Source organism: Lysobacter sp. M15, from assembly GCF_022662515.1.
GTDB lineage: Bacteria > Pseudomonadota > Gammaproteobacteria > Xanthomonadales > Xanthomonadaceae > JAKPBU01.
Window position 1 is genome coordinate 108050 of the sequence record NZ_JAKPBV010000001.1, and the last position, 16084, is coordinate 124133.

The 16084-nt window shown below is 68.3% G+C and carries 21 protein-coding genes; 10 read left to right on the forward strand and 11 right to left on the reverse strand.

Features of this window, described 5'->3' with window-relative positions:
* Positions 1-117 precede the first annotated feature (117 nt).
* From hemE to MC380_RS00435, 4 genes are all read right to left on the reverse strand, one after another.
* Positions 118-1179, reverse strand: coding sequence for a uroporphyrinogen decarboxylase (gene hemE, locus MC380_RS00420; RefSeq protein WP_242162473.1), 1062 nt, complete (start codon positions 1177-1179; stop codon positions 118-120).
* A gap of 208 nt (positions 1180-1387) precedes the next feature.
* Positions 1388-1645, reverse strand: a complete 258-nt coding sequence (locus tag MC380_RS00425) for a WGR domain-containing protein (protein WP_242162399.1) — start codon at positions 1643-1645, stop codon at positions 1388-1390.
* 121 nt (positions 1646-1766) lie between these two features.
* Complete coding sequence (aroB, locus tag MC380_RS00430) at positions 1767-2864, reverse strand: 3-dehydroquinate synthase (RefSeq protein WP_242162401.1); 1098 nt, start codon at positions 2862-2864, stop codon at positions 1767-1769.
* A complete protein-coding gene (locus MC380_RS00435; protein ID WP_242101240.1) occupies positions 2864-3415 on the reverse strand; it encodes a shikimate kinase in 552 nt (183 codons plus the stop codon). Before MC380_RS00435 ends, aroB begins: the two co-directional genes overlap by 1 nt.
* A 90-nt stretch (positions 3416-3505) precedes the next feature.
* Here MC380_RS00435 and MC380_RS00440 point away from each other — a divergent pair, with 90 nt between their 5' ends.
* Entirely contained in the window at positions 3506-3709 is a 204-nt protein-coding gene (locus MC380_RS00440; RefSeq protein WP_242101239.1) for a dodecin family protein, read from the forward strand.
* A gap of 224 nt (positions 3710-3933) precedes the next feature.
* Here MC380_RS00440 and MC380_RS00445 read toward each other — a convergent pair whose 3' ends face one another.
* Positions 3934-4347: a hypothetical protein gene (locus MC380_RS00445; RefSeq protein ID WP_242162403.1), complete on the reverse strand. Its 414-nt coding sequence runs from the start codon at positions 4345-4347 to the stop codon at positions 3934-3936.
* 246 nt (positions 4348-4593) lie between these two features.
* A complete protein-coding gene (locus tag MC380_RS00450) occupies positions 4594-5418 on the reverse strand; it encodes a kinase (RefSeq protein WP_242162405.1) in 825 nt (274 codons plus the stop codon).
* A 62-nt stretch (positions 5419-5480) separates the two neighbouring features.
* Here MC380_RS00450 and pdxH point away from each other — a divergent pair, with 62 nt between their 5' ends.
* Genes pdxH through MC380_RS00465 form a run of 3 tightly spaced genes read left to right on the forward strand, consistent with a single transcriptional unit; the run spans position 5481 to position 7359 of the window.
* Positions 5481-6077, forward strand: coding sequence for a pyridoxamine 5'-phosphate oxidase (gene pdxH, locus MC380_RS00455; RefSeq protein ID WP_242162407.1), 597 nt, complete (start codon positions 5481-5483; stop codon positions 6075-6077).
* Positions 6078-6115: 38 nt separating this feature from the next.
* A complete protein-coding gene (aac(6'), locus tag MC380_RS00460; protein ID WP_343223511.1) occupies positions 6116-6562 on the forward strand; it encodes an aminoglycoside 6'-N-acetyltransferase in 447 nt (148 codons plus the stop codon).
* A gap of 5 nt (positions 6563-6567) precedes the next feature.
* Positions 6568-7359, forward strand: a complete 792-nt coding sequence (locus tag MC380_RS00465; protein WP_242104623.1) for an ABC transporter substrate-binding protein — start codon at positions 6568-6570, stop codon at positions 7357-7359.
* Between the two features lie 157 nt (positions 7360-7516).
* Here the strand turns inward: MC380_RS00465 and MC380_RS00470 are convergent, their stop codons facing one another.
* From MC380_RS00470 to MC380_RS00480, 3 genes are all read right to left on the reverse strand, one after another.
* Positions 7517-7912, reverse strand: coding sequence for a DUF4426 domain-containing protein (locus MC380_RS00470; RefSeq protein WP_242104622.1), 396 nt, complete (start codon positions 7910-7912; stop codon positions 7517-7519).
* A gap of 88 nt (positions 7913-8000) precedes the next feature.
* Positions 8001-8843 carry a pyrroline-5-carboxylate reductase gene (proC, locus tag MC380_RS00475; protein WP_242162410.1) on the reverse strand — a complete coding sequence of 281 codons (843 nt, stop codon included), beginning with the start codon at positions 8841-8843 and terminating at the stop codon, positions 8001-8003.
* Between the two features lie 21 nt (positions 8844-8864).
* Positions 8865-9554 carry a YggS family pyridoxal phosphate-dependent enzyme gene (locus MC380_RS00480; RefSeq protein WP_242162476.1) on the reverse strand — a complete coding sequence of 230 codons (690 nt, stop codon included), beginning with the start codon at positions 9552-9554 and terminating at the stop codon, positions 8865-8867.
* A 144-nt stretch (positions 9555-9698) separates the two neighbouring features.
* On the opposite strand from MC380_RS00480, the gene MC380_RS00485 reads away from it, so the two are divergent.
* The 3 genes from MC380_RS00485 to MC380_RS00495 all read left to right on the forward strand — a co-directional run bounded on the left by MC380_RS00485 (position 9699) and on the right by MC380_RS00495 (position 12480).
* On the forward strand, positions 9699-10736 hold the full coding sequence (locus MC380_RS00485) for a type IV pilus twitching motility protein PilT (protein WP_242104621.1): 1038 nt from the start codon (positions 9699-9701) through the stop codon (positions 10734-10736).
* Positions 10737-10757: 21 nt separating this feature from the next.
* Positions 10758-11888 (forward strand): PilT/PilU family type 4a pilus ATPase, encoded by a 1131-nt coding sequence (locus MC380_RS00490; RefSeq protein ID WP_242104620.1) that lies wholly within the window; start codon positions 10758-10760, stop codon positions 11886-11888.
* Between the two features lie 133 nt (positions 11889-12021).
* Complete coding sequence (locus tag MC380_RS00495) at positions 12022-12480, forward strand: peptidylprolyl isomerase (RefSeq protein ID WP_242162412.1); 459 nt, start codon at positions 12022-12024, stop codon at positions 12478-12480.
* 56 nt (positions 12481-12536) lie between these two features.
* Here MC380_RS00495 and MC380_RS00500 read toward each other — a convergent pair whose 3' ends face one another.
* Positions 12537-13094, reverse strand: coding sequence for a DNA-3-methyladenine glycosylase I (locus MC380_RS00500; protein WP_242162414.1), 558 nt, complete (start codon positions 13092-13094; stop codon positions 12537-12539).
* A gap of 60 nt (positions 13095-13154) precedes the next feature.
* Between MC380_RS00500 and MC380_RS00505 the strand changes: the two genes are divergently transcribed.
* The 3 genes from MC380_RS00505 (at position 13155) to MC380_RS00515 (ending at position 15253) form a co-directional block, all read left to right on the forward strand.
* Positions 13155-13718 carry a YqgE/AlgH family protein gene (locus tag MC380_RS00505; RefSeq protein ID WP_242104617.1) on the forward strand — a complete coding sequence of 188 codons (564 nt, stop codon included), beginning with the start codon at positions 13155-13157 and terminating at the stop codon, positions 13716-13718.
* 3 nt (positions 13719-13721) lie between these two features.
* Positions 13722-14195: a Holliday junction resolvase RuvX gene (gene ruvX / locus MC380_RS00510; RefSeq protein ID WP_242162416.1), complete on the forward strand. Its 474-nt coding sequence runs from the start codon at positions 13722-13724 to the stop codon at positions 14193-14195.
* 116 nt (positions 14196-14311) lie between these two features.
* Entirely contained in the window at positions 14312-15253 is a 942-nt protein-coding gene (locus tag MC380_RS00515) for an aspartate carbamoyltransferase catalytic subunit (RefSeq protein WP_242162418.1), read from the forward strand.
* Positions 15254-15282: 29 nt separating this feature from the next.
* Here MC380_RS00515 and MC380_RS00520 read toward each other — a convergent pair whose 3' ends face one another.
* Positions 15283-16077, reverse strand: coding sequence for an alpha/beta hydrolase-fold protein (locus tag MC380_RS00520; RefSeq protein ID WP_242104614.1), 795 nt, complete (start codon positions 16075-16077; stop codon positions 15283-15285).
* Positions 16078-16084 lie beyond the last annotated feature (7 nt).

Consider the following 16084-nt stretch of genomic DNA (forward strand, 5'->3'; position numbering starts at 1 on the left):
TCGGGCAGCCAGTGGGAGCGGCCTCGGCCGCGATTGCTTTCAAGGAAGCTGGACGCACCGGTCATTGCCACGGGCAACAAAGAGCATTCGCGGCGGAAGCCGCTCCCACTCGGCAAGTCAGCGTGCGCTGTAGCGATGCACCTCGTCCACCAGCACCGCGACATGTTCGGGGTCCATGTCCGGCGACATGCCGTGGCCCAGATTGAACACATGGCCCTCGCGCGAACCGGCGTTGCCGTCGCGATAGCTGTCGAGTGCGCGACGTGCCTCGCGGCGGATCGCCTCGGGCGAGCCGTACAGCGCGGCCGGATCGAGGTTGCCCTGCAGCGCGACCTTGCCGCCGGTCCGGCGCGCGGCCTCGCCCAGTTCCACCAGCCAGTCCACTCCCACGGCGTCGGTGCCGCAGTCGGCCAGGGCTTCGAGATGGGCGCTGTTGCCCTTGCCGAACAGGATCAGTGGGGTGCGTTCGACGCCCGCGCCGCGCTCGAGTTCCGCGGCGATGCGGGTCAGGTAGGGCAGCGAGAATTCGCGGTACATCGCCGGGCTGAGCACGCCGCCCCAGGTATCGAACACCTGCAGCGCCTGCGCGCCGGCCGCGCGCTGCGCCGACAGGTACGCGATCACCGCGTCGGTGTTCACCGACAGCAGCGCATGCAGCGCCTGCGGATCGTTCAGCGCCATCGCCTTGATCCGCGCGAAATCCTTGCTGCCGCCGCCTTCGACCATGTAGCAGGCCAGGGTCCAGGGACTGCCCGAGAAGCCGATCAGCGGAACCTTGCCGTCCAACTCGGCGCGGATGGTGCGCACCGCGTCCATCACGTAGCGCAGTTCGCGTTCCATGTCGGGCACGCCCAGTTTGGCGATCGCTGCGGCGTCGCGCACCGGATCGCGGAATTTCGGCCCTTCGCCCTCCACGAAATACAGCCCCAGGCCCATGGCATCGGGGATGGTGAGGATGTCGGAAAACAGGATCGCCGCATCCAGGTCGAAGCGGGCCAGCGGTTGCAGGGTGATTTCGCAGGCGATGTCGGGGTTCTGCGCCATCGCCAGGAAGCTGCCGGCCCTGCGCCGCGTCTCGCGGTATTCGGGCAGGTAGCGGCCGGCCTGGCGCATCAGCCAGATGGGCGTGCGGTCCACGGGCTCGCGGCGCAGGGCGCGGAGGAAGCGGTCGTTCTTCAAGCGGTCAACGTTCAAATGCGTTCTCTGTACATCAATAAACCGGTCGTCCTGAGCGTAGCGAAGCGGAGTCGAAGGACGCTCTTTGCATGTGACTTCCTGGGTACAGGATTTCGAGCTGGTCGATCGGTTCGGCGAAAGGCGCCCTTCGACTTCGGCGCTGCGCGCCTACGCTCAGGACGAACGGAGTGGAGGGGCGAGGCGATGGTTCCTAGCTTTTCGGCGCATCGACACCCTGCGCGAACATCAGCTGGAATCCCCTTTTTAGCTGTGCATCGCGCGCATGTTCCAGCGCCGCCATTGCGCTGGCCTGGTCCAGATACTGCTCGCGACGCAGGGTGCTCCGGCCGCCGATCTGGCCGGTTTCGCGCACCAGCGCCCAGCCGCCGAGCAGGTCCGGCTCGAGCATCAGCTGCACGAAGCGCGGGGCTTCGCGGCCGTCGGGACGTTGTTGCAGCAGCAGGCGCATGGGGAAATATTGTAGGGCTGGCCCGGCTCCGGCGCTTGGGCGGCTGGCGAAGCTGATCGACCATGGCCTGCGCCGCACGCGCCCGACAGCATCGACGGGTGCGTGGGGACGCGCCTGTTGGCTAGGTCGTGGCGAGCAGCTGCGCGACCGCCGCTTCGTCCACTCCTGCGACGATGCGGGCCCGGCCCGCGCCATCCCACAGGATGAAGCGCAGCCCGTCGCCGACGGCCTTCTTGTCCAGACGCATGCGCGCCACCAGCGCCTGCGGGTCGAGCCCGGGCGGCATCCGCGTGGGCAGGCCGAAGCGTTCCAGCAGTGCCTGCAGGCGCAGCGCATCGTGCTCGTCGGCCATGCCCAGCCGCGTGGACAGGCGCGCGGCCAGCACCATGCCTACCGCGACGGCCTCGCCATGGTTGAGGCCTTCGCCATAGCCTTGCTCGGCCTCGACTGCATGGCCGAAGGTGTGGCCGAAGTTGAGCAGGGCGCGTTCGCCATGTTCCAGGGGGTCGCGCGCCACGATCGCCGCCTTGTGCGCACAGCTGCGGGCGATGGCCTCGGCCAGCGCAGCGGCGTCCATGGCCAGCAATGCGTCGGCGTTGGCCTCGAGCCAGTCGAGGAACGGCGCGTCGACGATCGCGCCGTACTTCACCACTTCCGCGAGCCCCGCGCGCAGTTCGCGCGCGGGCAGGGTGCGCAGGGTGTCGGTATCGGCCAGCACCGCGCGCGGGGGATGAAACGCGCCGAGCAGGTTCTTGCCAGCCGGGATGTCGATCGCGGTCTTGCCGCCCACCGAGGAATCGACCATCGCCAGTAGCGTGGTGGGCAGCTGCACGCAGTCGATGCCGCGCATCCAGCACGCCGCCGCGAACCCGGCGAGGTCGCCGACCACGCCGCCGCCCAGGGCGAACACGCAGGCATCGCGGGTCGCCCCCAGCGCGGCCAGGGCATCGATGCAGCCGGCGAAGGTGTCCAGCGTCTTCGATGCCTCACCCGCCGGCAGCACGAAGCGGGCGATGCGCGCCTGCGGCTTTGCACGCGCAAGGGCGGCTTCCAGAGCGTCGGCGTACCGCGGCGCCACCTGGTCGTCGCTGACCACCAGTGCGTGGCGCCCGCGCCAATGCCGGCCGAGCCGTGCGCTGTCCGCCAGCAGGCCGCCGCCGATGTCGATCCGGTAGGGCTGGGCGCCGTCGACCTCGACCGTTGCGATCGACGCGCCCATCAGGCGGCATCCTGCGGCGCCGCGCGACGCTGCCATTGTGCGGACAGCAGCACGGCGAGCTGGCCAGCGGCTTCGCTGCAGGACTGGTGGCTGGTGTCGTAGTACAGGTCGGCGACCTCCGCGTACAAGGGCGCGCGATTCCGGGCCAATGCCTGCAGGACCTCCTCGCGGTCCTCGCGCTGCAGCAGCGGTCGGGTGCGGTCGCGCGCCAGGCGGGCGAGCTGGGCGGCGACGTCGGCGTGCAGGTGCACCACGAAGCCGTGTTCGCGCAGCAGCCGGCGATTGTCCGGATCGAGCACCGCGCCGCCGCCGGTGGCGATCACATGGCCGGAACCCTGCAGCAGTTCCGCGAGCAGGGTGCGTTCGCGCAGGCGAAACCCGCTCTCGCCCTCGCACTCGAAGATGGTGGCGACGGTGGCGCCGGTATGCGCCTCGATCTCGCGGTCGGCATCCACGAACGGCAGGGCGAAGCGCCCGGCCAGGCGCCTGCCGATGGAGGTCTTGCCGGCTCCCATGGGGCCGACGAGGACGAGATTGGCGGAGGGATTCATGCGCCGCGATCTTAACAACCGGGGATTAACACGCGCGCGCCTACGCTGCCGGTTCCGGCGCCAGTGCGCCAGCCGCAAGGAGAATCCCGGATGTCGGTAGTGAAAGTGATCGAGCTGAGCGCATCGTCGAAAACCAGCGTCGAGGATGCGGTCAAGGGCGGCCTGGCCAAGTGCGCCGAGACCGTCAAGAACATCCAGGGGGCCTGGGTCAACGAGATCAAGGTGGTCACCAATGGGGATGGCAGCATCCAGGAGTGGCGGGTCAACATGAAGATCAGTTTCATCGTGCACTAGGCGCCGAGTCGACAGCAACGGCCGCGATGCATCTGCATCGCGGCCTGGGGAGTGATCTGGCGCCAACGGGGCGTTGTTGATCTTCGCGAGTTCGCCCTACAGCGAGTGGCCGCAAGCCCCCGATGACTCCTTGATTTCCTCGTCGTCGCGCAGAGCCTGCCCGAGTGGAAGACGAGGTCCAAGGACGTTGGGCCTGAGTTCCGCAAGTCTGGACGCATCAGCAGCTATAAGAGCAGAGCTTTCGCCTGCCGGCGAGTTACTTTTCTTTGCTGGTGCAAAGAAAAGTAACCAAAAGAAAGCACCTTTCTCGTGAGATCAAACCCGCTCAAGGGGTGTGCGGTGTCATTGCCATTTTCGCAGCGGACATCCCTGTCCGCTCCGAAAACGGCCGGCATCCATGCCGGCCGCCCTCCGGGTGTCCGGATGCAGGTCGCATGCGCAGGGTCGGGAACGTCAAAGGCTTGGTCGAGCCATTGGCTCCAGGCGCGATCGGTGAATTGCTGGCGCAAGTCTTTGACCTTCTTGTTCCACCAGTAGCTACAAGTACCCGGAAACCCCGAAGGGGCGGCGGCCATGGATGGCCGCCGTTTTCGGATCGAGCCATGGATGGCGAGTCCGAAAATTGCTTCGGCATCCATATCCCTTGAGCGATGTGGATCCACTGAGGTGCTTTCTTTGGTTACTTTCTTTGCACCAGCAAAGAAAGTAACTCGCCGCAGGCGAAAGCTCTGCTCCTAAGAGCGAAATGTCGGGCCCCGCAACGCAGCGACAACGTCCTTGGGTCCCCGCCTGCGCAGGAACGACGGCACCAGGGAACCATCAACCAACGCGGCCGCACGCCGCAGGGTGGGCCAGCGAAGGAGCCAAGGCGCGCGTGGCGACGTTCAGCTCTGTACCCGCCGCATCCCATCTAGCCGCACCACCACATCGGCGATTCCCGGCAGCGTCGCCAGCGCCTGCCGGCTGACCCGCTCGAAGAACTGCACGAAACGCAGCACCTGCGCCTGGGTCATTGCGTGGCGCCCCGGGTTCGCCGCCTGCAGGGTCTGTTCCTGTTGCCAGCGCCAGGCCGGCACGACCTCGAAGCCCGGTCCCTGCAGGAACAGCGACCGGTCGATGCGCCGCCACAGCGCGGGGTAGTCGCGGCCCAGCGCAGTGTTGCAGTAGCGCCGCCAGGTGCCCTGCGCATCCTCGTCGCGTTCGAGCGCGTTGACCGGCGGGGCCAGCTCCGTGTCGGTCTGGGGCGGCACCTGGTTGAACCAGCCTTCCAGGATCACCAGGTCCGTACGCCCGGAGTTTGGCCATCCGGATTGCGGTATCCGGCGATCGGTGAGCTTGTCGAATCGTGGCAGGGGCACGCTTTCGCCCGCGCACAGTGCGTCGATCGTGGCGCAGGCCAGTGCGAGGTCGTGCGTGCCCGGTGGGCCGCGCGTGGCGAGCAGTGGGTGCACCTCGCGTGCGAGCGATTCGCGTTCGGGCTGGTCCAGGTAGAAGTCGTCGATCGACAGCACCGTCACGCTGCGCCCACGCAGCGCTGCCAGCGCGGCGACCTGGTGGGCCAGCGTGGTCTTGCCGCTGCCCTGCAGGCCGGTGATGCCGTAGCAGGCCGCGGCATCGCTCCGGGTGGCCAGCAGCGCGTCTACGAGCACGCGTTCCACGAAGGCCGGTGCGAAGCCATGGCCGCAAGTCGGGTGCGTGGTCGGGTCCATCGCGCGACAATAGCCCACGTCGCCGCCGTGCGCGGCCCCGAAAACGACTGGATCGCGATTCGATGACCGACCTTTACGCCGAAGCGCTGGACACGTTCGATCGCCTGTTCGACGAAGCGCTGGCCGCGGGCGAGCCCGACCGCACCGCGATGGCCGTCGCCACCTCGACCCTGGACGCGCGGCCGTCGGTACGGATGGTGCTGCTCAAGTCGCACGACGCGCGCGGTTTCGCCTTCTACACCCACCTCGATGGCCGCAAGGGCCGCGAACTGCAGGCCAATCCCCACGCCGCCCTGCTGTTCCACTGGCCGCGGGTGCGCGATGGCGTGCAGGTGCGCATCGAGGGCCGGGTGCATGAAGTGCCGGCCGATGAAGCCGATGCCTATTTCGCCTCGCGTCCGCGCGGCAGCCAGGTCGGCGCGTGGGCATCGAAGCAGTCCGAGACCCTGGAATCCGCCGAGACGTTCGAGCAACGCTGCCAGCGCGTGGAAGCCGACTTCCAAGGCCGCGAGATTCCGCGTCCGCCGCGCTGGACCGGCCTGCGTGTGCGCCCGCGCCGGATCGAATTCTGGTACGGCGCGCAATTCCGCCTGCACGAGCGCTGGCTCTACGAGCGCGACGCGGCCAGCGTGTGGACCAAGCGGATGCTGTTTCCGTGAGCGCGGAAGGCACGCCCCGGGCGCACGCGGGGTTCGACGTGCGTCCGGCCACGCTCGCCGACGCGCCGGCCTGGAGCGCGATGCGCGTGGCGCTGTGGCCGGACGAAGCGGATGTGGCCGCCACGGCGGAGATGGCGCGCCAGATTGACGCCGCGCGCGACGCAGTGGCGTTCCTGGCCTGCGATGCCGGCGGCAGCGCCATCGGGTTTGCCGAGGCGACCTTGCGCCACGATTACGTCAACGGCACCGGCAGCTCGCCGGTGGGGTTTCTGGAGGGGTGGTACGTGGCGCCGGAATGGCGCGGGCGCGGTGTCGGCCGTGCCCTGGTGGCGGCGGTGGAATGCTGGTCGCAGGAGCGCGGCTGCAGCGAACTGGCATCCGATGCGCTGCTCGATAATGCCGCATCGCATGCCGCGCACGCGGCCTGCGGGTTCGAGGAAACCGAACGCGTGGTGTATTTCCGCAAGCCGCTGGCATCGGACTGACCGGGATGTCCGGTCCGCAGCGGATCGTCTGCCTCACAGAGGAACCCACCGAGGTGCTGTACGCGCTCGGCGAGCAGCAGCGCATCGTCGGCATCAGCGGCTTCACCGTGCGGCCAGCGATCGCGCGCCGGGAAAAACCCAAGGTCAGCGCGTTCACCAGCGCGAAGATCGGTGAGATCCTGAAGCTGCAGCCGGATTTCGTGGTCGGCTTCTCCGATATCCAGGCCGACATCGCCGCCGAGCTGATCCGCAACGGGGTCGAAGTGTGGATCAGCAACCACCGCAGCGTGGCGGGCATCCTGGATTACGTGGTGCGGCTCGGCGCGCTGGTGGGCGCCGGGCCGCGCGCGCAGGCCTATGCGGACGGACTGCGGGCGGGGCTGGACGACATCGAACGCGCAAGCGCGGCCCTGCCGCGCCGGCCGAAGGTGTACTTCGAGGAATGGGACGAACCGCCGATCACGGGTATCCGCTGGGTGGCGGAGCTGATCCGGATCGCCGGCGGGGACGACATCTTTCCCGAACGTGCGCTCGAACCGCTGGCCAAGGCGCGGATCCTTGAAGACCCGGACGAGGTGATCCGCCGCGCGCCCGACCTGATCCTGGGCTCCTGGTGCGGCAAGAAATTCCGTCCCGACAAGGTCGCCGCCCGCCTGGGCTGGCAGGCGATTCCCGCGGTGCGCGACGGCGAGCTGCACGAGGTGAAGTCCCCGCTGATCCTGCAGCCCGGACCGGCGGCGCTGACCGATGGAGTGCAGGAAATCGCCAAGGTCGTGCGGGCCTGGGCAACGCGGTAACTCTTGTAGGAGCGGGGGGGGGGGGGGGGCGGGAAAACAAACGGGGGGGTGAGGAGAAGAGCGAGGCCGCGGACGGGTTTATGTGTGTTGGGCCCGCCGGGCGGCCTCTCCTCAACCTCCGGTTTTCCGCCCCCCCCCCCCCCCCCGCTCCTACAGGTCAGGGAAAGAAGTCGCGATGGAAGCGCAGGGTCGCCACGGGCGCGCCATCCGGCTTGGCCACAATCTCGAACCGCAAGGTGTCCGGCATCGACACCCGCGCCGTTCCGACGTAATCGATGAAATCCTCGCTGCGGATCTCGCGCAGCTCGATCGTCTGCCGGTTGCCCAGCAGATCGCTGGCCGATGCGCTCACGCGCCCGGCGACCGAGGCTTCCTGCGATTGTGGGCCGCGGCGCATGCCAATCACCAGCAGCACGCTGTCGGCATCGGGCGCAATCGCGTATTGGCGAGCCATGGCCGGGTTGAGCCGCGCGGTGGGCAGGGTCGTCGCGCGCACCGTGACCTCGCCGGTGCGCAGCTCGGCGGGTGCGTCCGCCTCGTTGGACGCCGGCATCGTCCGCTCGCTGCCGCAGCCGGCCAGGATGGCCAGGCACGCGCCCGCCAGTAAGACGGAAAACCGCGCAGGCCCGCCAGTCGGCATGTCAGTCGTTGGCACGCGACAGCTCGCCTCCGCGCGCGGCGGCGTGGGCGATCGCGCGGGCGACGAGTTCCCGGAAGCCGCCTGCCTCGAAGGTTTCGATCGCGGCCTGGGTCGTGCCCCCGGGGGAAGTCACACGCCGGCGCAGTTCGGTCGCATTGGCATCGCCTTCGGTGAGCATGCGCGCGGCGCCGAGCAGCGTGTGCAGGGTCAGGGTGCTGGCGACTTCCGGCGGCAGTCCCTGCGTCTGGCCCGCGGCCTGCATCGCCTCGGCCAGCAGGAAGACATAGGCCGGGCCGCTGCCGGACACGGCCGTGACCGCGTCCATCAGCGCTTCATCCTCGATCCAGACGGTCGCGCCGGCGCTGGAGAGCAGGCGTTCGGCGGCCAGTCGTTGCGCCGCATCGACCCGCGCGTTTGCGAACAGGCCGGTGACGCCCGCGCCGAGAAGGGCGGGGGTATTCGGCATCGTCCGCACCACGGCGAGGCCGCCGCCGAGCCAGCGGTCGAGCTGGGCCGCAGTGATGCCGGCTGCGATCGACACCACCAGGGGCTTTGTAGCCTGGGCCTGGGGTGCCAGCGTTTCGCAGACCTCGCGCATCACCTGCGGCTTCACGGCGAACACCCAGGTCGCGGCATCCGCCACGGCCTGCGAGCCGGTGTCGAACGCGCGCACACCGAAATCCGCCGCCAGCGCTTCGCGAAGCGCGGCCATCGGTTCGGCGACGCGGATCGCGCCGGGGTCGGCCCCGCGCGCAATCAGTCCGCCGACCAGGCTGCGCGCCATGTTGCCGCCGCCGATGAAAGCGATGGTTCCGGATGCCTCGGGTCGGGTGTTGGGAGTCATGGTGCCGGATGGTGCCTGGATTCAGCCGAGCATATCGGGTTGGCCCGACACGGGTCTTTTGCGGGCGCCGAACAGCGCGGTGCCGATCCGCACCATGGTGGCGCCTTCCTCGAAGGCCGCCAGGTAATCCTCGCTCATGCCCATCGACAGGGTGTCGATGGTCGGGAAGCGCCCCGCAAGCGCATCGAACAGGCGTTTCATCGCGGCGAAGGCCTGCCGACGCCGGCGCAGGTCCGGCCCCGGGGACGGAATCGCCATCAGTCCACGCAGGGTCAGCCGCGGCTGCAAGGCGATGGCGGCGGCCAGTGCATCGACCTCATCCGGCCGGCAGCCGTGCTTGCTGGTTTCATCATCGATGTTCACCTGGACCAGCATGTTCAGCGGCGGTAGGTCCGAGGGCCGGTGCCGGGCCAGCGCGTCCACCAGCTTGGCCCGGTCGACGCTCTGGACCCAGTCGAAGGCCCGCGCCGCGTCGGCGGCCTTGTTCGACTGCAGGTGCCCGATCAGGTGCCACTCCAGTTCGAGCCCGGCCAGCGCCGCCTGCTTGCGCAGTGCTTCCTGCACATAGTTTTCGCCGAAGGCGCGCTGACCCAGTCCGGCAAGGGCGCGGATCGCCTCGGGCGGCTGGGTCTTGGAGACCGCGAGCAGGCGCGGCGCTGGCCGATCCAGCTGCCGTGCCGCGTTATCAAGAGCTTGCAGGACCTCGTGCAGATCGTTCGCGAGCAAGTCGGGACATCCTGTTGGGAGTACGATGGAGTTGGCAGTTTGGTGCTGGGGTGGCGGCGCTATACTGGCCCGAGGGGGCACACAACCCAAATATCAGCTGCCGTTCCATTCGAGTGCAGGGGAGCACGCATGGATATCGCCGAACTGTTGGCGTTTTCGGTCAAGAACAAGGCCTCGGACCTGCATCTGTCCGCGGGGCTGCCGCCGATGATCCGGGTGGACGGCGACGTGCGCCGGATCAACGTCCCGGCCTTCGACCACAAGCAGGTCCATGCGCTGGTCTACGACATCATGTCGGACAAGCAGCGCCGCGACTTCGAGGAGTTCCTCGAAGTGGACTTCTCATTCGAGATTCCCGGGCTGGCGCGGTTCCGCGTCAATGCCTTCAACCAGAACCGCGGCGCGGGCGCGGTGTTCCGCACCATTCCCTCGCAGGTGCTGACCCTGGAGGACCTGGGCTGCCCTGCGATCTTCCGCGACCTGATCGACCAGCCGCAGGGCCTGATCCTGGTGACCGGACCGACCGGCTCGGGCAAGTCGACCACGCTGGCGGCGATGCTCGACCACGTCAACAAGAGCGAATACGCGCACATCCTCTCGATCGAGGATCCGATCGAATTCGTGCATACCTCGCAGAAGTGCCTGATCAACCAGCGCGAGGTGCACCGCGACACCCACGGCTTCAATGAGGCTCTGCGCTCGGCGCTGCGCGAAGACCCGGACTACATCCTGGTCGGCGAAATGCGCGACATCGAGACCATCCGCCTGGCGCTGACCGCCGCGGAGACCGGCCACCTGGTGTTCGCCACCCTGCATACCTCGAGCGCGGCCAAGACCATCGACCGCATCATCGACGTGTTCCCGGCCGGCGAGAAGCCGATGGTGCGCTCGATGCTGTCCGAATCGCTGCGCGCGGTGATCAGCCAGGCGCTGCTGAAGAAGATCGGCGGCGGCCGCACCGCGGCGTGGGAGATCATGGTCGGCACCCCGGCGATCCGCAACCTGATCCGCGAGGACAAGGTCGCGCAGATGTATTCGTCGATCCAGACCGGCCAGCAGCACGGCATGATGACCCTGGACCAGCACCTGCAGGACCTGGTCAAGCGCGGCCAGGTGGCCAAGCAGCAGGCCCGTGAATACGCCAAGGACAAGCGCCTGTTCGAGTGACGGCGCGACCGGAGCACAGCCATGAGCACCATCGATTTCACCTCGTTCCTCAAGCTGATGGCGCATCAGAAGGCGTCGGATCTGTTCATCACCGCGGGCATGCCGCCGTCGATGAAGGTCCACGGCAAGATCTCGCCCATCACCCAGGAGCCGTTGACGCCGCAGCAGAGCCGCGACCTGGTGCTGAACGTCATGAGCCCGCCGCAGCGCGAGGAATTCGAGCGCACCCACGAATGCAACTTCGCGATCGGCGTGGCCGGGGTGGGACGCTTCCGCATCAGCTGCTTCTACCAGCGCAACCAGGTGGGCATGGTGCTGCGCCGGATCGAGACCAAGATTCCGAGCGTCGAGGAGCTGAACCTGCCGCCGATCGTCAAGACCCTGGCGATGACCAAGCGCGGGATCATCATCTTCGTCGGCGCCACCGGCACCGGCAAATCGACCTCGCTCGCGGCGATGATCGGCTACCGCAACCTGAACTCGACCGGGCACATCATCACGATCGAGGATCCGATCGAATTCGTGCACAAGCACGAAGGCTGCATCATCACGCAGCGCGAGGTCGGGATCGACACCGACAGCTGGGACAACGCGCTGAAGAACACCCTGCGCCAGGCGCCCGACGTGATCATGATCGGCGAGGTGCGCACCCGCGAGGGCATGGACCATGCCATCGCCTTCGCCGAAACCGGCCACCTGGTGCTGTGCACCCTGCACGCCAACAATGCCAACCAGGCGATGGACCGGATCATCAACTTCTTTCCCGAAGACCGCCGCGGCCAGCTGCTGATGGACCTGTCGCTGAACCTGAAGGGCGTGGTCGCGCAGCAGCTGATCCCGACGCCGGACGGCAAGGGGCGGCGGGTGGCGATGGAGATCCTGCTCGGCACGCCGCTGGTCCAGGACTACATCCGCGACGGCGAGATCCACAAGCTCAAGGAAGTGATGAAGGACTCGGTGCAACTGGGCATGAAGACCTTCGACCAGAGCCTGTTCGAGCTGTACCAGGCCGGCGAGATCAGCTACGAGGACGCGCTGCGCTACGCCGATTCGCAGAACGAGGTGCGCCTGCGGATCAAACTGGCCCAGGGCGGCGACGCGCAGACCCTGGCCCAGGGCATGGATGGGGTCGAGGTCGCAGAGGTGCGCTGATTCCCCGCGCCGCACCCGACGTCGAAAGGGGCGCATGGCGCCCCTTTTTTTTTGCGCAGCCAGCTCCGCATATGCGAATCTTTTACGTCGCCGGCCGCATGATCGCGGCTTCGCATGCAACCAGGGACGTTCCATGGAAATCGCCGATCGCCGTGTCGCCACCGTCCATTTCACCCTGACGGACGACAGCGGCAACACCCTCGCAAGTACCCAGGGCCATGCACCGCTGCTGCATCTGCAGGGCGGCGGCGGCATCATCCCGGCGCTGGAGCGGGCGCTCGAAGGCCGCAAGGCTGGCGACCGCTTCGAGGTGACCGTCGAGCCGCAGCATGGGTTCGGCCCGCATCATCCTGAGCTGGTGCAGACCCTGCCGCGTTCGGCCTTCAACGGTACGACGGCGCCGGTGGTGGGAAGCAGGCTGCAGGCCCGGACCGCGCGCGGCCCGCTGGACGTGATGGTGACCTCGGTCGACGAGGACAGCATCGGCGTGGACGGCAACCATCCGCTGGCGGGCAAGACCTTCAAGCTCGATGTGGAAGTCGTGGACGTGCGCCTTGCCACACCCGACGAGATCCAGTTCGGCGTGAAATAAGTCGCCCCCGTGCGCACCGCTGCCGTCGATCGATCGATGGTGCGCCAGGGGGCACCCTATGGGCGCATCCACATCGGTCGTGGCCGCAGCTTCGCGAGCTTGCGCTGGACGGGGCACGCCTCATGGTGCGCGCCGGGCAGGTAGCCCAGGCTCATCAGGAATTCGCCAGTGATCTCGCCGCCGGTGAAGCGGAAGGTCTTGCGGAACAGCTTGACCCAGTCTGCCTTGCTGCGCGTCTGTCCATCGTTGCGGGCATGCGCGTCGAGCCATTCGGCGAAGCCGCCATGCGAGTCGCGCAGCCCCCGCACCACCTGCGCGTTGTGGATCGCCGCATCCACCTTGAGCCGGTTGCGGATGATGCCGGGGTCGGCCAGCAGCCGTGCACGATCGCGCTCGCCATAGCCCGCGACCGTGTCGACGTCGAAGTCGTGGTAGGCGCGCCGGAAACCGTCCCGCTTCTTCAGGATGGTTTCCCAGCTCAGGCCGGCCTGGTTGATCTCCAGCAGCAGGCGCTCGAACAGGGCCGACTCCTCGCGCTGCGGGAATCCGTATTCGGTCGCATGGTAGGAGGCGTGGACGGGGTGCCCGGGGGCGAAGTCGCAGTAACCCGACATGGGAGTTCCGGCAGTGACGGCGGGAAGCCGGCCACCATCCTAGCCGGTAGAATGGGGGTCATGAACGGGGAAGTGTCCTTCGCCAACCAGCTGCTCATCGCGCTGCCCGCGCTGGCCGATCCCAACTTCGCGCGCAGCGTGACCCTGATCTGCCAGCACGATGCCGACGGCGCGATGGGCATCGTGGTCAACCGCACTTCCGAATACACCCTGGGCGACGTGCTGCAGCAGATGCAGATCGCCAGCGACGACGAGCGCCTGTGCGCGCAGGCGGTGCTGGCGGGCGGCCCGGTGCATCCGGAGCGCGGTTTCGTGCTGCACGATGGCGGTCGCGCCTGGGACTCGAGCATGGCGATCGCCGACGGCCTGTATGTCACCACGTCGCGCGACATCCTCGAGGCCATGGCGCGCGGCGAAGGTCCGCCCAACGCCACCGTCGCGCTCGGCTGCGCCGGCTGGGGCGCCGGCCAGCTGGAATACGAACTGGGCGAGAACAGCTGGCTGACCGCGCCTGCGGATGCCGAGCTGCTGTTCGCTACGCCGGTGGGGCATCGCTGGCAAAGCGCCGCCGGGCGCATCGGCGTGGATCTGTCGCGGATGGCGGATTATTCGGGGCATGCCTGAGCCATGGTCGCGACCACACCGGGCCGGATCCGCCACGACGGCACCGTGCTGGGTTTCGACGTGGGTGCCAGGCGCATCGGCGTGGCGGTGGGCAGCGCCTTCGGCCACGGTGCACGCGCACTGGCGGTGATCGACGTGCATCACGACAAGCCGGACTGGACGGCGATCGACCGGCTGCGCAGCGAATGGCGCCCCGACGGGCTGGTGGTGGGCGATCCCATGACCCTGGACGGGGGCGACCAGCCGATCCGGCGGCGTGCGCATGCCTTCGCCCGCGAACTGCAGGCGCGCTACGCGCTGCCGGTGGTGCTGGTGGATGAGCGCGCCAGTTCGATCGAGGCGGCGCAGCGTTTCGCGCTGGACCGTGCCGAAGGCCGTCGCCGCCGCCGCGATGCTGCAGCGCTGGATGCGGTAGCCGCGGCGGTGATCGTGGAGCGCTGGCTGGCGTCGCCGAACGAGGGCGTCGAGGTGGTCTGAAGCGGCGCGGCCGCATCGGCGCCGGCGGTACACGTGGTGGCCGTGCGAACAGGCGCGTCCGCCCAACCCTGCCCCGGGAAGAGGGGTTTGCAACGAGTCTTCAACGAGACGTTCCGATGCCCCAGGTCGATCAAGATGGACGCCTGCGCCACCTGCTGACGCTCGATGGCCTGTCGCCGGCGACGCTGACGGCCCTGCTCGACCGGGCGCAGGCGATGCTCGACGGCATCGACGACCGCTCCACGCTGGAAGGCGTCGCGGTCTGCACGCTGTTCTTCGAACCCTCCACGCGCACGCGCCTGAGCTTCCAGCGTGCCGCGCAGCGCCTTGGCGCGGACGTGCTGGGCTTCGATGCGTCCACGTCCTCCACGACCAAGGGCGAGACCGCGCTCGACACGCTGCGCAACATCGAGGCGATGGGGGTGCGTGGCTTCGTGGTGCGACATGCCCACGATGGCGCGGTGGCCGAACTGGCGGCAAGCGCCGCGCCCGGAACCGCCCTGCTCAATGCCGGCGACGGGCGCAGCGCGCATCCCACCCAGGGTCTGCTCGACATGCTGACCCTGCGCCAGGCGAAAGGGACGGATTTCCGCGAGCTGAAGGTGCTGATCGTCGGCGACGTGCGCCACTCGCGGGTCGCGCGCTCCGATCTGCATGCGTTGCGTGCCTTGGGCGCGGGCGAGATCCGCGTCTGCGGACCGGCCTCGCTGCTGCCGGAAGACGACACCCTGGCGGGATGCATCGTCACCCAGGATTTCGAAGCCGCGCTGGAGCACGTGGACGCGGTGATGATGCTGCGTCTGCAGCGCGAGCGCATGACCGAAGGCCTGGTCGACTCGCTCGAGGACTACCACCGCGACTACGGCCTGACTCCGCAACGCCTGCGCAGGGCAGCGCCCGATGCAGTGGTGCTGCATCCGGGACCGATGAACCGGGGCGTGGAGATCGACGACGCCGTGGCCGATGGCCCGCAGTCGCTGATCCTGCGCCAGGTACGCAATGGCGTGGCGGTGCGGATGGCCGTGCTCGAAGCGCTAATGGGGCGCGGGGGCTCCTGAGTTCGGGCTGCTGTCGCCTCGAGCGGACCCTACTTCCGTTGCGCGAACAGCCAGGGCCACAGCGCCGGCGTTTCCTGGTAGGCGGGATCCCAGCTGTTGTGGCTGGCATCGGGAAACTCGGTATGGCGCGCGTCCTTCGCGCCCGCCGCCTTCAGTGCGGCATCCATGCGGCGCGAAAATTCCGGCGGAACCGTGTCGTCCTTCGCGCCGTGGAAGATCCAGACCGGGATTTCGTGCAGTTTCGCGGCGACCGCCGCGTAGGGATCGGCCAGGCCGGCGATGCCCTGCACATTCATCGATGGGCGTTCCGGATGGGTCAGCCCGCCGCAGATCGGCACCAGTGCCGCGAACCGCTGCGGCGAGCGCAGGGCGTAGTCCCAGGTGCCGTACCCACCCATCGACAGGCCGGTCAGGTAGGTGCGGTCCGGATCGCCGTTGAATTCGCGCGTGGCGGCGTCGAGCTGTGCGAAGGCCATGTCCGCGACCTGGTTCCATTCCATGTTCTCCGGCGCCTGCGGAAACACCACGATGGCCGGGAAGTCCGACAGGTGCGCGCGCACGTAACCGCCGATGCCCACGTCCACCTGCTTGTGGTTGTCGCTGCCGCGTTCTCCGGAGCCGTGCAGGAACAGGATCACCGGCGGCCGCTTCCCGCCAGCGGCGCTGGACGGGACGAACACCTGGTAACGGTAGGTGCTGCCGTCGACGTCGACGCTGCGCTCCACGAACTCGCCGACGCTGCGCTGCGGCGCGCTCATGCAGGCCGCCAGCAGGCACAGGAACGCCAGCGACAGCGCGACAAGGATCTTGCGGGGCAGGGGCATGTCATCT

Excerpts from the sequence above, each read along its gene's own strand:
- MC380_RS00425 (WP_242162399.1), bottom strand. The coding sequence starts at position 1,645 with ATGCGCCTGCTGCTGCAACAACGTCCCGACGGCCGCGAAGCCCCGCGC.
- aroB (WP_242162401.1), bottom strand. The coding sequence starts at position 2,864 with ATGGGCGCGTCGATCGCAACGGTCGAGGTCGACGGCGCCCAGCCCTAC.
- MC380_RS00435 (WP_242101240.1), bottom strand. The coding sequence starts at position 3,415 with ATGAATCCCTCCGCCAATCTCGTCCTCGTCGGCCCCATGGGAGCCGGC.
- MC380_RS00440 (WP_242101239.1), top strand. The coding sequence starts at position 3,506 with ATGTCGGTAGTGAAAGTGATCGAGCTGAGCGCATCGTCGAAAACCAGC.
- MC380_RS00445 (WP_242162403.1), bottom strand. The coding sequence starts at position 4,347 with ATGGATGCCGAAGCAATTTTCGGACTCGCCATCCATGGCTCGATCCGA.
- MC380_RS00450 (WP_242162405.1), bottom strand. The coding sequence starts at position 5,418 with ATGGACCCGACCACGCACCCGACTTGCGGCCATGGCTTCGCACCGGCC.
- pdxH (WP_242162407.1), top strand. The coding sequence starts at position 5,481 with ATGACCGACCTTTACGCCGAAGCGCTGGACACGTTCGATCGCCTGTTC.
- MC380_RS00465 (WP_242104623.1), top strand. The coding sequence starts at position 6,568 with ATGTCCGGTCCGCAGCGGATCGTCTGCCTCACAGAGGAACCCACCGAG.
- MC380_RS00470 (WP_242104622.1), bottom strand. The coding sequence starts at position 7,912 with ATGCCGGCGTCCAACGAGGCGGACGCACCCGCCGAGCTGCGCACCGGC.
- proC (WP_242162410.1), bottom strand. The coding sequence starts at position 8,843 with ATGACTCCCAACACCCGACCCGAGGCATCCGGAACCATCGCTTTCATC.
- MC380_RS00485 (WP_242104621.1), top strand. The coding sequence starts at position 9,699 with ATGGATATCGCCGAACTGTTGGCGTTTTCGGTCAAGAACAAGGCCTCG.
- MC380_RS00490 (WP_242104620.1), top strand. The coding sequence starts at position 10,758 with ATGAGCACCATCGATTTCACCTCGTTCCTCAAGCTGATGGCGCATCAG.
- MC380_RS00495 (WP_242162412.1), top strand. The coding sequence starts at position 12,022 with ATGGAAATCGCCGATCGCCGTGTCGCCACCGTCCATTTCACCCTGACG.
- MC380_RS00500 (WP_242162414.1), bottom strand. The coding sequence starts at position 13,094 with ATGTCGGGTTACTGCGACTTCGCCCCCGGGCACCCCGTCCACGCCTCC.
- MC380_RS00505 (WP_242104617.1), top strand. The coding sequence starts at position 13,155 with ATGAACGGGGAAGTGTCCTTCGCCAACCAGCTGCTCATCGCGCTGCCC.
- ruvX (WP_242162416.1), top strand. The coding sequence starts at position 13,722 with ATGGTCGCGACCACACCGGGCCGGATCCGCCACGACGGCACCGTGCTG.
- MC380_RS00515 (WP_242162418.1), top strand. The coding sequence starts at position 14,312 with ATGCCCCAGGTCGATCAAGATGGACGCCTGCGCCACCTGCTGACGCTC.
- MC380_RS00520 (WP_242104614.1), bottom strand. The coding sequence starts at position 16,077 with ATGCCCCTGCCCCGCAAGATCCTTGTCGCGCTGTCGCTGGCGTTCCTG.